13 protein-coding genes are annotated in these 13,507 nt (G+C 68.6%); 6 read left to right on the forward strand and 7 right to left on the reverse strand.

Annotated features, from left to right (window positions below; translation table 11 throughout):
* Positions 1-5 precede the first annotated feature (5 nt).
* Positions 6-680 (reverse strand): TVP38/TMEM64 family protein, encoded by a 675-nt coding sequence (locus tag ACFQ9R_RS18465; RefSeq protein WP_378991979.1) that lies wholly within the window; start codon positions 678-680, stop codon positions 6-8.
* A gap of 173 nt (positions 681-853) precedes the next feature.
* Between ACFQ9R_RS18465 and ACFQ9R_RS18470 the strand changes: the two genes are divergently transcribed.
* The 4 genes from ACFQ9R_RS18470 to ACFQ9R_RS18485 all read left to right on the forward strand — a co-directional run bounded on the left by ACFQ9R_RS18470 (position 854) and on the right by ACFQ9R_RS18485 (position 6,606).
* On the forward strand, positions 854-2,725 hold the full coding sequence (locus tag ACFQ9R_RS18470; protein WP_378991980.1) for a methylmalonyl-CoA mutase family protein: 1,872 nt from the start codon (positions 854-856) through the stop codon (positions 2,723-2,725).
* Positions 2,725-4,989, forward strand: coding sequence for a methylmalonyl-CoA mutase (gene scpA / locus ACFQ9R_RS18475; RefSeq protein ID WP_378991981.1), 2,265 nt, complete (start codon positions 2,725-2,727; stop codon positions 4,987-4,989). The genes ACFQ9R_RS18470 and scpA overlap by 1 nt, the downstream gene beginning before the upstream one ends.
* Entirely contained in the window at positions 4,986-6,083 is a 1,098-nt protein-coding gene (meaB, locus tag ACFQ9R_RS18480) for a methylmalonyl Co-A mutase-associated GTPase MeaB (RefSeq protein ID WP_378991982.1), read from the forward strand. The genes scpA and meaB overlap by 4 nt, the downstream gene beginning before the upstream one ends.
* Before the next feature lie 199 nt (positions 6,084-6,282).
* Entirely contained in the window at positions 6,283-6,606 is a 324-nt protein-coding gene (locus tag ACFQ9R_RS18485; protein WP_378991983.1) for a hypothetical protein, read from the forward strand.
* A gap of 13 nt (positions 6,607-6,619) precedes the next feature.
* On the opposite strand, the gene ACFQ9R_RS18490 is transcribed toward ACFQ9R_RS18485, so the two are convergent.
* A complete protein-coding gene (locus ACFQ9R_RS18490; protein WP_378991984.1) occupies positions 6,620-7,747 on the reverse strand; it encodes a magnesium and cobalt transport protein CorA in 1,128 nt (375 codons plus the stop codon).
* 109 nt (positions 7,748-7,856) lie between these two features.
* Here ACFQ9R_RS18490 and ACFQ9R_RS18495 point away from each other — a divergent pair, with 109 nt between their 5' ends.
* Both ACFQ9R_RS18495 and ACFQ9R_RS18500 read left to right on the forward strand, forming a co-directional pair.
* Positions 7,857-8,222, forward strand: a complete 366-nt coding sequence (locus ACFQ9R_RS18495) for an ArsR/SmtB family transcription factor (RefSeq protein ID WP_378991986.1) — start codon at positions 7,857-7,859, stop codon at positions 8,220-8,222.
* Positions 8,219-8,692 carry an SRPBCC domain-containing protein gene (locus ACFQ9R_RS18500; protein WP_378991987.1) on the forward strand — a complete coding sequence of 158 codons (474 nt, stop codon included), beginning with the start codon at positions 8,219-8,221 and terminating at the stop codon, positions 8,690-8,692. Before ACFQ9R_RS18495 ends, ACFQ9R_RS18500 begins: the two co-directional genes overlap by 4 nt.
* Before the next feature lie 9 nt (positions 8,693-8,701).
* Here ACFQ9R_RS18500 and ACFQ9R_RS18505 read toward each other — a convergent pair whose 3' ends face one another.
* The 5 genes from ACFQ9R_RS18505 to ACFQ9R_RS18525 form a co-directional block, all read right to left on the reverse strand.
* Positions 8,702-10,243, reverse strand: coding sequence for a molybdopterin-dependent oxidoreductase (locus ACFQ9R_RS18505; RefSeq protein ID WP_378991989.1), 1,542 nt, complete (start codon positions 10,241-10,243; stop codon positions 8,702-8,704).
* 48 nt (positions 10,244-10,291) lie between these two features.
* A complete protein-coding gene (locus ACFQ9R_RS18510; RefSeq protein ID WP_378991990.1) occupies positions 10,292-11,023 on the reverse strand; it encodes an anti-sigma factor domain-containing protein in 732 nt (243 codons plus the stop codon).
* A complete protein-coding gene (gene sigK, locus ACFQ9R_RS18515) occupies positions 11,020-11,667 on the reverse strand; it encodes an ECF RNA polymerase sigma factor SigK (RefSeq protein ID WP_378991991.1) in 648 nt (215 codons plus the stop codon). Before sigK ends, ACFQ9R_RS18510 begins: the two co-directional genes overlap by 4 nt.
* Before the next feature lie 113 nt (positions 11,668-11,780).
* Positions 11,781-12,428, reverse strand: a complete 648-nt coding sequence (locus ACFQ9R_RS18520) for a fasciclin domain-containing protein (protein ID WP_378991992.1) — start codon at positions 12,426-12,428, stop codon at positions 11,781-11,783.
* A gap of 120 nt (positions 12,429-12,548) precedes the next feature.
* Positions 12,549-13,466 carry an alpha/beta fold hydrolase gene (locus tag ACFQ9R_RS18525; protein ID WP_378991993.1) on the reverse strand — a complete coding sequence of 306 codons (918 nt, stop codon included), beginning with the start codon at positions 13,464-13,466 and terminating at the stop codon, positions 12,549-12,551.
* Between the last annotated feature and the right edge of the window lie 41 nt (positions 13,467-13,507).

Here is a 13,507-nt window from a genome sequence, read left to right on the forward strand (position 1 = left end):
GTCGGTCAGGAGGTGGCGGGTTCCGGCTCCGGCGCTGCCGGGTCGACCGGTAGCCGCAGGTCGACGATCAGCCCGATCAGCCCGACCGACAGGCAGATGGCCGACACGGTGATCGCGATCGGGTGGCTGTCGCCTGCCAGGGAACCGGCCAGCACCACCGTCGAGATCGTGCCGGGGGCCGAACCGGCCACTGTCGCAGCGAGATACGGGGCAAGGCGGACCGACGACAGGCCGCAGCAGTAGTTGAGGATCGAGAAGGGGACGACGGGGATCAGCCGCAGCGCGGCCACCGCGAGCCAGCCACGGCGGGCCAGCCGGTCGTCGACTGCCCGCACCGCCGGGTGCGTGAGGTGTTCGGCGACCCGGTCGCGGCCCAGCCTGCGTACCCCGAGCAGCGCCGCGGTCGCGCTCACCGCCGTGGCGGCCAGGGCGATGACCGAACCGAGGATCGGACCGAACAGCACACCGCTGGTCACGGTGAGCACGGTGCGCGGAACGGGGGCGACGGCAGCCACCGCGTAGAAGAGGAAGAACAGCAGCGGCAACAGCGGCCCGGCGTCGCCGGCCCAGTCCCGGATCTGCTGCGGGCCCGGCAACGGAACCATCATCGCCACCACGAACAGCGCGGCGAGCCCGGCCAGGGCGATGAGCAGGCGCGGGGAGCGGATCAGTCGAGACACCCGGGTAAGCGTACCGGCCGGTAGGGGATGGCCCGGGTGGTCGGACACCCTGTCACAGATAGCATCATCAGGGAACCGGATACATCCTGGTTCGCTGTGGGCCCGTTTGTGGGATTTCACGGACCGGCAGCACACCGGGGTGCGGTCGTCGAATGGAAGAGAGAACAGCAGCTATGCCGATTGGTTCAGAGTCCGGGGCGGGGCTCGCACCGGATCCGGTGCCCGAGTACGCCGCGTGGCGCAAGGGCGTGGCGGGTGTGCTGGCGAAAGCGCGACGGGTCGAGGCTTCCGAGCTCCCCGCCGAACCGGAACATCTGCTCGACGAGACCACCTATGACGGGCTCACGATCGCCCCGCTCTACACCCGCCGCGACGAGCTGCCCGAGCAGCCGCTGCCCGGCGCCTTCCCCTATGTGCGCGGTGGCGACGCCGCGCGCGACCCGCAGCGCGGCTGGTTCGTCGGCGCGTTCGCCGGTGAGGACGATGCCGAGGCCACCAACCGGGCGATTCTGACCGGTCTGGAGAACGGCGTGAGCGCGATCGCGCTCGGAGTGGGCACCTACGGCGTCGCCGTCGACGACATCCCCCTTGCCCTGCGTGGGCTGCTGTTCGAGCTGGCACCGCTGACGCTGGTGGCCGGGGCGGCGACCGGCACGGCCGCCGAGCGGGTGTTCGACGTCCTCGACGGGTACTCGATCGTCGATCGCACGCAGATCCGGGTCGGCCTCGGCGCGGCCCCGCTGACCAGCGCCTTCACCGGTGCCGAAGACCTCGACCACGCCGAGACCGTGGCGCTGGCCGTGCGCGCGATCGCCCGGCCCGAGACGGTCCGCGCGATCACGGTGGACGGCATCGCCTTCCACAACGCCGGTGCCGCCGACGCACAGGAAGTGGGCGCCGCCGTCGCGGCCGGTCTGGCCTACCTGCGCCTGCTCACCGGTGCCGGGGTCGACATCGCCGACGCGTTCGGTCAGCTCGAGTTCCGCTTCGCGGCGACCGACGACCAATTCGCCACCATCGTGAAATTCCGGGCGGCCCGGCGCCTGTGGGCCCGAGTGGCCCAGGTCTCCGGTGCGCCCGCCTTCGGCGCCGCCCCGCAGCACGCGATCACCTCGGCCGCCATGATGACTCAGCGCGATCCCTGGGTGAACCTGTTGCGCACCACGCTCGCCGCGTTCGGCGCCGGCGTCGGCGGTGCCGATTCGGTGACCGTTCTGCCCTTCGACGCGGCCCTGCCCGCAGGCGAACTCGGCGTATCCACGACGTTCTCCCAGCGCCTGGCGCGCAACACCCAGCTGCTGCTGCTCGAGGAATCCCGTCTCGGGCACGTGCAGGACCCGGCCGCCGGTTCCTGGTATGTCGACAAGCTGACCGACGAACTCGCCGCCAAGGCATGGGAGTTCATGCAGGAGCTCGAGTCGGCGGGCGGCTACCTCGCCGCGCTCGACACCGGTGTGCTCGCGGCCCGGATCGCCGAGACCGCCGCCGCGCGCGCTGCCGACGTCGCCCATCGCCGCACCGCGGTCACCGGCGTCAACGAGTTCCCCAACCTCGCCGAGACCCCGCTCTCGGAGCAGGCGCGCGAGCCTGGCCCGAATGCGCGCTACGGCGCTGCCTTCGAAGCGCTGCGCAACCGCTCCGATGCCTACCTGGCTGCCAACGGTGCCCGTCCGAAGGCGCTGATCGTGCCGCTCGGCCTGGTCGCCGAGCACAACGCGCGCACCATCTTCACCGCGAACGTGCTCGCCTCGGGCGGCATCGAGTCGGTCAACCCCGGTCCGCTCACGGTCGACGCGATCACTGCCGCCGCCACCGAATCCGGTGCGCGCATCGCGGTTCTGTGCGGTGCGGACAAGCGCTACGGCGAGCAGGCGGGAGCCGCCACCGACGCCCTGCGCGCCGCCGGAATCGAGACCGTGCTGCTGGCCGGACCGGAGAAGGCGGTCGAGCAATTCAGCGGGACGCAGCGTCCCGACGGGTACCTGGCCCTGCGTATCGACGCGGTCGCGGTTCTGTCGCAGCTGCTGGAGAAGGTGGGAGCCTGATGACCACGTCCGATATCGAGCACGTCATCGGCAGTTTCGCCGAGGTGCCGCTGACCGATCACGCGTCCGCGTCGGCCGACGTCGACGCCGAGCAGGTCCGCGCGTTCGTGGCCGACGCGGCGACGGCGAACCACACCACGCCCGAACAGCTGGTCTGGTCGACCCCGGAGGGCATCGACGTTCCGCCGGTGTTCACCAAGGCCGATCGGGATGCTGTGGTCGCGCAGGGCTATCCGCTCGACACCGTGCCCGGCGTCGCGCCGTTCCTGCGTGGCCCGTACCCGACCATGTACGTGAATCAGCCGTGGACCATCCGCCAGTACGCGGGCTTCTCCACCGCCGCCGATTCCAACGCCTTCTACCGCCGCAACCTGCAGGCGGGCCAGAAGGGGCTCTCGGTCGCCTTCGACCTCGCCACCCACCGTGGCTACGACTCCGACCACCCCCGCGTCCAGGGTGACGTCGGTATGGCCGGTGTCGCGATCGACTCGATCCTGGACATGCGCCAGCTCTTCGACCAGATCCCCCTGGACCAGGTGTCGGTGTCGATGACCATGAACGGCGCGGTGCTGCCGATCCTGGCGCTCTACGTCGTCGCCGCCGAAGAGCAGGGCGTGACGCCCGAGCAGCTGGCCGGAACCATTCAGAACGACATTCTGAAAGAGTTCATGGTCCGCAACACCTACATCTACCCGCCCAAGCCCTCGATGCGGATCATCTCCGACATCTTCGCTTTCACCAGCGCGAAGATGCCGAAGTTCAACTCGATCTCCATCTCCGGATACCACATCCAAGAGGCCGGTGCGACAGCCGATCTGGAGCTGGCCTACACCCTCGCCGACGGTGTGGAGTACATCCGCGCCGGCATCGCCGCGGGCATGGATGTCGACAAGTTCGCGCCGCGTCTGTCGTTCTTCTGGGCCATCGGCATGAATTTCTTCATGGAGGTCGCCAAGCTGCGCGCGGGGCGGCTGCTGTGGAGCGAGCTGGTGTCGAAGTTCGAACCCAAGAGCGCGAAATCGCTGTCGCTGCGGACACATTCGCAGACCTCGGGCTGGTCGCTGACCGCGCAGGACGCCTACAACAATGTGGCGCGCACCTGCATCGAGGCGATGGCCGCGACCCAGGGGCACACCCAGTCGCTGCACACCAACGCGCTCGACGAAGCCCTGGCCCTGCCGACGGACTTCTCCGCCCGCATCGCCCGCAACACCCAGCTGCTCATCCAGCAGGAGTCCAACACCACCCGCCCGATCGACCCGTGGGGCGGCTCGTACTACGTCGAGTGGCTCACCCACCAGCTCGCCGAGCGGGCGCGCGCCCACATCGCCGAGGTCGAGGCGCACGGCGGTATGGCGCAGGCGATTTCGGAGGGTATTCCGAAGCTGCGCATCGAAGAGGCCGCCGCGCGGACCCAGGCGCGCATCGACACCGGCCAGCAGCCGGTGATCGGCGTCAACAAGTACCAGGTCGAAGAGGACCACGCCGTCGAAGTTCTCAAGGTCGAGAACTCGCGGGTGCGGGCCGAGCAGATCGAGAAGCTGGAACGGCTGCGCGCCGACCGTGATTCGGTCGCGGTGGAGCAGGCGCTGTCCGAATTGACCCGTGCGGCAGCGTCTTCCGAAGGCGGTATGGAGAACAATCTCCTCGCGCTCGCCATCGACGCCGCGCGTGCCAAGGCCACGGTCGGTGAGATCTCCGACGCGCTGGAGAAGGTGTACGGCCGTCATCAGGCCGAAATCCGTACCCTGTCCGGTGTGTACCGTGACGAAGCAGGCAAGGCATCCAACATCGGCGCCGCCATCGCGCTGGTCGAGGAATTCGGCGAGGCCGAGGGACGCCGTCCGCGCATTCTGGTCGCCAAGATGGGCCAGGACGGACACGATCGCGGCCAGAAGGTGATCGCGACCGCGTTCGCCGACCTCGGCATGGACGTCGACGTGGGCCCGCTGTTCCAGACGCCCGAAGAGGTGGCTCGCCAGGCTGCCGACAACGACGTGCACATTGTCGGTGTGTCCTCGCTGGCCGCCGGTCACCTCACGCTGGTGCCCGCGCTGCGGCAGGCACTGGCCGACGTGGGTCGCCCCGACATCATGGTCATCGTGGGCGGTGTGATCCCGCCCGGCGACTTCGACGAGCTCTACGAGGCCGGTGCGGCCGCGATCTTCCCGCCCGGCACCGTCATCGCCGACGCGGCCATCGACCTGCTGAAGAAACTGGGCGCGGCACTCGGGCACGAGATCGGTGGCGGCACAGCCGAATGAGCGACGGCGCACAGGTGGCCGGGGGTGCCGACGCGCACCCTCGGCTCGGGACCACCGCGGGCGTCGGCTCGCCACGCAACGAGGGGCGCACCGCCGTGGGCGTTCGCCGGACGATCGATGTCGACGCGCTCGCCGAGGAGGTCAAGGCAGGGCAGCGTTCGGCGCTGGCCCGTGCGATCACGTTGGTCGAATCCACCCGCTCCGATCACCGGGAACTCGCGCAGCAGCTGCTGCTGCGGGTGGCGGCGGAACCGGGCAGCGTCGTCTCGAACCGGGTCGGCATCACCGGTGTTCCGGGCGTTGGCAAGTCCACGTTCATCGACGCGCTCGGGATGTACTTGCTGGCCAAGGGACATCGGGTCGCGGTCCTCGCGGTCGACCCGTCCTCGACCCGCACCGGTGGCTCGATCCTCGGTGACAAGACACGGATGGCGCGGTTGTCGCTCGAGGCGGACGCGTTCATCCGGCCGTCCCCGACGGCGGGCACCCTCGGCGGCGTGGCCAAGGCGACCCGGGAGACGATCGTGCTCCTGGAAGCCGCCGGGTATGACGTGATTCTCGTGGAGACCGTCGGCGTCGGCCAGTCCGAGGTGACCGTCGCCAACATGGTCGATGTGTTCTGCTTCCTCACGCTGGCCCGCACCGGAGACCAGTTGCAGGGCATCAAGAAAGGCGTGCTGGAACTCGCCGAGCTGGTGGCGGTCAACAAAGCCGACGGCAAACACGAGATCGAAGCCAAGGGCGCCGCGCGCGAACTGGCGGGCGCCCTGCGCCTGATCCACCCGCACGACGCCCTGTGGAAACCGCCGGTACTCACCATGAGCGGTCTGGAAGGTGTCGGCCTCGACAAGTTCTGGGGTACCGTCCTCGACCACCGCCGGGTCCTCACCGAGGCAGGCGAATTCGCCGAGAAGCGCCGCCGCCAGCAGGTCGACTGGACCTGGACCATGGTGCACGACCAGATCCTGCGCCGCCTGGCCGACAATCCGAACGTGAAAGATGTTCGCGCGCAGGTGGAATCGGCTGTCCGCGCCGGAACGCTCACTCCCGCCCTCGCCGCCGAACAGATCCTCACGGCCTTCGACCGGAGTTGAGACACCTGCACGGTGCCCGTCGGTAGCTGATGGCATCGTCAGCGAGTCGTATCCAGGGTGATCGCCGGGGATTTTCGGCTTTCACGTCGGGGTTTGTGGATGATATTCCGATTCCGTCTCCTTTGCCAGCTGTTGCCTGTGCCGATTTCCGAGGATCCTCGGAAGTGGACGTCGAGAGCTGACGGCCGAGGAGGTAGTGATGACGATCTTCCGCACGAATCGGACCATGAGCAGCGACAGGACGCCCGAGCGGGCGATTCTCGGGGGCGACGGTCGCTGGCGGCTCACCTGGCTGCCAGAACTCGGCCTGACGTCCGATCAGGCGATATCAGGACTGAGGCTGGACGAGATCCTCAGTGATCCGGCCCTGGTCTATGACCGGATGGCGCTGGCGGAGGCCACCACCTGTGCCGACCGCATCGGCATCATTCTCGAGCTCGCGATGGTGCGACTCTGGAAGCGGATGAGCACCGCCATCGCGCTCTGCGGGTTCGTGGCGACCCGATGGGGTCGACTTGTCTGACCGGGCCGGATTATCACAACCAGCGGATACGTCGGAAGGCGACGATCAGGGTGGCGCAGATGGTGGCCATGACGATCAGAGTGGCGGGGTAACCCCAGGTCTGCCGGAGTTCGGGCATGTGATCGAAGTTCATGCCGTAGATGCCGGCGATCATGGTGGGAACCGCCAGGATCGCGATGTAGGCGGAGATCTTACGCATGTCCGTGTTCTGCTGGACGGCGATCTTGGCCACCGCGGCGCCCACGAGAGTGGTGAGGGTTTCGTCCAGGTCGTTGATGCGTTCGGCGACGCCGCTGTGATGGTCGGCGACGTCGCGCAGGTAGCGGCGCACCTCCTTGGGCAGGGGAGTACGCGGCGCGGTGAGGGTTTGCAGCGGGCCCGCGAGCGGGCGAACGGCGCGGCGTAGCTCGACGATCTCGCGTTTGAGCTGGTAGATGGCCTCGATCGGGATCTTGCTCCGCGGGCTGAAGAGCTCTTCCTCCATCGACTCGACGTCGAACTCCGTCGCCTGGGTGACGTCGATGTAGGTGTCGACGACGTGGTCGGCGATCGCGTGCAGCACGACGCCGGGGCCGAGCGCGAGGCGATCGGGTTCGTCTTCGAGCCGGTGCCGCACGGCGGTGAGTTCGTTGTGTTCGCCGTGGCGGACCGCGACCACGAAATCGGCGCCGAGGAAGACCATGATCTCGCCGGTCTGCACGATCTCGCTGACGGTGTGCATATCGTGCTCGACGTAGGCGACGGTCCGCATCACGGTGACCATGGTGTCGTCGTAGCGTTCGAACTTCGGGCGCTGTCTGCCGGTGACGGCGTCCTCGACGGCGAGTTCGTGCAGCCCGAACGTCGTAGCGATCTCGCCCATCTGGTGCAGGTCCGGTTCGAACAGGCCGATCCACACGAAACCTGTGCCACGCCTGCGGATTTCGGTCAGCGCGGTCTCGGGGGTGAAGCGGCCGGGCAGACGTTTGCCGTCGACATAGGCGGCGCAGTCGATGATGGCGCGCGCGGTCGGTACCGAGGGTTTGTGGACGACTTCCACTCGCCGTCGGCTGCGCGACAGGAACGGGGAATCCGCCACCCGGGCTCCGATACCGCGCCGGGTCGCGGTGGGAGCGGGTGTGATGCGAGGGCCGTCGACCATCGTTCACCTCGCTCTCTTCGATCGTGCCGCAGCATCCCACGGCGGCCGACGCGGACGCAACCGAAGCGGGGGGTTGCGCAGATCGATCCAATTGTGAATACTTAGGTATGTGCCTAAGTATTCGAGCGGCGATCCGGACGGAGGACTCGACAGTGTCTTTCGGGCGTTGGCCGATCCGACTCGTCGCGCGATCGTCGAACGGCTGGCGCGCGGGCCCGCATCGGTATCGGATCTCGCCGCACCGTTCGAGGTCGCGCTCCCGACGATCGTGCAGCACTTGAAAGCGCTCGAAGCCGGTCGGCTCGTCAGCTCGGCGAAGATCGGCCGTGTGCGCACCTACCAACTGGTGCCGGACGCCTTCGCAACCGCGATCGACTGGCTGCACGGCCAACGTCCACCGGCGCAACGGCAGGTGGACCGGCTCACGGCACTACTCGTGGAATCAACCAGAAACTCAGAGGGAGAACAACAATGACCGACACGGCGACCCGCTCCATCAACCACGCCCAGTTCACCATCGAACGCGAGGTGCCCGTCGCGCCCGCCGTCGTCTTCCAGGCCTTCGCCGACCCCGCCATCAAGGCGAAGTGGTTCGGCGGCGAGGAAGGCTGGGAGCAGGGCGAGTCCTCGATCGACTTCCAGGTCGGCGGCCGCGAGATCAACGAAGGCACTTTCCAGCAGAAGATGACCTCCCGCTTCGTTGCCACCTACACCGACATCATCGCCAACGAACGCCTCGTCTACACCTACGACATGTGGCTCAACGGCTCCCACATCTCCACCTCGGTGGCCACCTGGGAATTCGAACCCACCACCACCGGCACCAAGCTCACTCTCGTCGAATTCGGCGCCCACCTGGACGGTTTCGACACCGGTGACCAACGCGAGGAAGGCACCCTCGGCCTCGTCGACGCCCTGGTGACCTATCTGGCCGGCCAAGCCTGAGCGAATCGCTCACCGCACCATGACCACGCGCGAGTGCCTGCCCGTCGCGCCGTCGGGGAACGGGGTCGCCCTGGCGTCGGTCTGCACCGATCCGGTGGCGTCGACCGCGCGCACCCGAAGCGAATGGGTGCCGGGCGAGGCATCCCACGTCCAGGTCCACTGGCGCCAGGTATCGAGGGAGTAGGCGGCGGCGAGTGTGGTCGGTTGCCACGGTCCGTCGTCGACCTGGACTTCCACGGCGTCGATTCCACGCCCCTGGGCCCACGCCACGCCTGCCACGATCACCGGTCCGGCGTCCAGGTGCGCGAATGCCGCCGGGACGTCGATCCGGGATGCGGTTTTGATCGGTGCCCGAGTCGCCCAGCCGCGTTGCGTCCAGTACGCCTGTGCGCGGTCGAATCTCGTGAGTTCCAGATCGACAACCCACTTGGTGGCCGAAACGTAGCCGTAGAGACCGGGCACGATCATCCGGGCCGGGTAGCCGTGAGCGACAGGCAGTGGCTCGCCGTTCATCGCGACGGCGAGCAGGGCGTCGGGGTTGCCCAGCACAGCGGCCGATGGCGTGCTCGCGGTGAATCCGTCGACGCTGCGCGACAGGATCATGTCGGCATCGGGGGAGGGTCCCGCCTCGGCCAGGAGATCGGCCAGTCGGTAACCGGTCCACAGCGCGGTTCCGGCGAGGTCTCCGCCGACTTCGTTCGAGACACAGGTGAGCGTGATGAGTGACTCGACCGCGCGCCGGGCGCTCAATTCGTCGAAGTCGAGCCGGATCTCGCGCTCCACCATCCCGTGGATGCGCAATCGCCACTGCGCGCGAGTCAGCGACGGAAGCTGCAGCGCGGTGTCGACGCGATAGAAATCCGGTGCGGGAGTGATGAATCGGGTGAGCCCGGGCACGACTCGGTCCATCTCGGGGGTGACCGGTGGCACCGGCGCCGCGACCCGGGGGAGTACGAAAGCCGCCCGGTCGGCGGCGATATCGCGCAGACGGCTACCGATGACTCGGCCCGCCGCCCCGGCCGCCACTGCGCCGGCCGTCACTGCCGTCAGAGCGAGCAGGAACCCGCGCCGCGTCGGCCCGGCCCCCCGGCCGGCCTCGGCGGGCACGAGGAACAGCGCGCACAGCGCCGCCATCCCCGTCAGTGCACCGACCACCGCCGGAACGGCGAACAGCGGTGTGGCGGTGGGGCGGAGCAGCGCCAAGCCGCTCACGACGATACCGAGAGCGCCGAGCAGACCGGCCGCCCACGCCGGGCTGCGGCGGGCCACCAAGCCGATCATCGCGGCCGCCACGGCCATGACCGCGGCCATAGTGACGGCGAGTGCCAGTTTGTCGTTGGTGCCGAACCAGCGGATCGCGCTGTCCTTCAACCACTTCGGCGTGTGATCGACCACGGTGGCACCGAGGACGAAGAAGGGGGAGGACACCGGGTCGATGAACACGGCGACGAGGTGTCCGACGCCGAGGACCAGCGCGGCGGCGGCCGCGGCCGCGACTGCCGCCGCGAACCGGCCCGGATGGCGACGGGTGAAGCTAAAACGGCGGACCATGCTGTCACTCCTGGGGTTTCGAGTGTCGGCACGGCCCGCCGCAGCGGGTCAGCCGACTGTCATGCTGACGATCGGGGAGGTGGTCGGCCCGGGTGAACCACCGGCGGGTTCGACCGTCACCGCGAGCGTGTCGGCGACGTCGACCGTGGTCACGACCGAGGCCGGACCGTCCATCACCGCCACCGATGTCGGTGTCCCCGCGCGGATCAGCCACAGCTGATACGCGCGGTCGGCAGGCAGCGCGGGCATGTCCTGGAACGACACCGCGGCCGCGCCCAGCGACTTCGACTCGTACACCGTCATCGCGCCGCCACCGGTGACCGCCACCGAGGACTCCCGGCTGTCGGGCTGGTCGAGCACCTGCTGCGCGGTGACCGCACCCGTCCCGTCGTTCGCGCGTTCGATCACCACCCCGATACCGGCACCGGCACCGACCGCCACGATCGCCGCCGCGGCGACGGTCAACCATCGAAGGTGCCAGCGTCTGCCGGTCGCGCCGCGCCGCGCGAGCGGAGACGGCTGTGTGTCGTACCGGTCCAGTGCTCGCATCAGCGCGGTTTCGAGGCGTGCCGGTGGCGGGACCGAGTCGAACACGGTCAGGTCCGCCATCGTCTCCTGGATGCGGCGAACGGCGGCCTGGAACTCGGCCACCCGGTCGGGGCCTGCGGCGTCGAGCCACTCCTCGAGCGCCTGTCGCTGTGGTGGATCCAGCGCGTCGATGGCATAGGGGTAAGCCTCGTCCAGCCACGACCAAGGGGTCCGCCGATCGGTCTCGCTCATCGGGTATTCCCTCCGGTCAAACAGTTCTCCAGCCTTTTCAGGCCGTCTTTGATGCGGCTCTTCACCGTCGGCAACGGCACCGCCAAGGTCTCGGAAACCTCGAGGTAGGTGCGCCCGCCGTAGTACGCCAGCGCCACCGCTTGGCGTTGGAGTTCGGTCATGGTCTGCAGACAGTCCAGCACCGACTGCTCGTCGAGACGCTGGGTGACCTCCTCGGCCACGACGTCGTGGTCGCGGCCGAGGTGGGCGTGGCCGAACACGATGTCGCGGCGGGTGGCCGACTGCTCGGCCCGTACCCGGTCGACCGCGCGCCGGTGGGTCAGCATCATCAGCCAGCCGATCGGGCTGGCCTTGGTCGCGTCGTACTGTCCGGCCAGCGACCAGACCTGGAGGAACACCTCCTGAGCGATGTCCTCGGCGGCGCCGTGGTTGCGCACCACGCGGAGCGCGAGCCCGAACACCCGCGGGCTCGTGGCGCGGTAGAACTCGGCGAACGCCGCCCGATCGCCTGCCGCGACGTCGTCGAGCAGGTCGACCAGTTGCTCTTGGACGGCATGGTCGCGGCGGTCGCCCGTCGGGCAGGCCGGAGCGGGCTCGGTGACCGATCGCAGGTTGATCGGTGCGGAGCCGCGCCGGGCCGTCATCGGAGGGTCCCTGCTTGCATCAGCATGAGAGGGATTTCGGCCTGCCTTCGGGTTCGGATGGGCGCCGCCGGGAAATTTCCGCGGCGACGCCGGGAAAAGCGCCGTCGCCGTCATCACGCCGCGGGCGGCATGAGCACGCTGTCGATCATGTACACGGTGGCGTTCGCGGTGCGCACGCCACCGCAGATCACATTCGCGTCGCCGACCTTCAATGTGTCACCCGAGCCGCTGACCGTCACGTCGGCGCCCTGGACAGTTTTGTGCGTGCCCGCGATGCTCTGCGGCGCGATCTGGCCCGGCACCACGTGATAGGTGAGGATCGAGGTGAGCGTAGCCGAGTCGGTCTTCAACGAGTCGATCGTAGCCGGATCGATCTTCGCGAACGCCGAGTCGACGGGCGCGAAGACGGTGAACTGGCCACCGTTGAGGGTGTCGACGAGATTGACGTCGGGATTGAGTTTGCCCGAGACCGCCGAGGTCAACGTGGTGAGCATCGGGTTGTTGGACGCGGCGACGGCGACCGGCTCTTGGGCCATCCCGCTGACCGAGCCGGGACCACTGGGAACCTGGGCGGCATATGCCGCGCAACCGGGCCCGACGAGGTCGGCGGCCGCGGACGCGCCGGTGGTCATCGGTGCCGACGTCATCGGCGCGGAGGAGCTCGCGGACGTGGTGCTCGAGTCGTCGTCGGAACAGGCAGAGAGGCCGAGTGCCGAGCCGAGGAGCATCGCCGCAACGAGGGCTTTTGGCAAGGATCGCATGGTGGTTCCGTCACTTCCGTCGAGGCGGCGAGGTGCCGCGTAGATGTTGGATGCAACGGAGTTCGGCTGGCTCGGCGGTTCGGATTGCCGACCTTGGCCGTCGATATTCCCGACACGGTGCTAGCGCCCGGGCGTCGAACCGGACGACCCTCGTCCGACGGCGTCCTCGGCCACCGATTCCGGGTGGAGCACCAGTATGGCGGCGAGCAGTCGATCCCACGTGACGTCGGGAAGTTCGTGGCCGATGCCGGTCAGCGGGAGCAGATCGGCGCCGGGGATCTCGCGAGCCATGGCCTCTCCGTTGCCGTACGGAAAGAACGGGTCATCGGTGCCGTGCGCGACCAGGGTCGGCACGGCGATCTCGCCCAGACGTTCCCGCCACCGGTCGCCGGCCTCGACATATGCCAGGTTGAGCACACTGGAGGCCATGTCGGTGGTGCGGTCGACCATGTGGGTCGCGTGCCGGCGGGCCCGCAGTTCGTCGAATCCGTGTGTGCCCGCGCGTACCCGGGCCTGTTCCACGCCGTAATCGATCACCGCCGCCCGGTCGGACCAGTCCGGGTGGGGTCTCTCGGTGAAGAACGCCATGATCCGGTCCGAGTGCTCGGGCAGATCCGGGTCCGCCGGGCCGGGGGCGGTCGGACGGGTGTTGATCAGCGTCAGGGCGGATACCCGATCGGGGTGGTCGAGGGCAGCGAGCTGACAGATCCATCCGGCCACCGAGAAACCCACCAGGTGGGCTCGCGGAAGTTCGAAGACATCCATCAGCCCGACGAGATCCGCCACCAGATCCCGGAGGCTGTAGCCGGGAGCGCCCGGCGCGGAGGCGGTCGACCGGCCGGTATCGCGAATGTCGTAGCGCAGCACGAACCGGCCCGCGTCGGCGAGCCGGTCGCAGAACCGGTCCTCCCAGAACAGTCTCGACGTGTTCGGCAGCAGCACCGGGGGATGGCGCCGGTCCCCGAAGGTGCTCACACACAGGTCGACGTCACCGACGGTGACCCTGTGCTCGGGCGATCCCTGACCATGAAGCGGCATGGCGACTCCTCTGCGGTTGCGTCTGTGGAAAAGACGATCTC

The sequence above is a fragment of the Nocardia sp. NPDC056541 genome (assembly GCF_042794235.1).
GTDB lineage: Bacteria > Actinomycetota > Actinomycetes > Mycobacteriales > Mycobacteriaceae > Nocardia.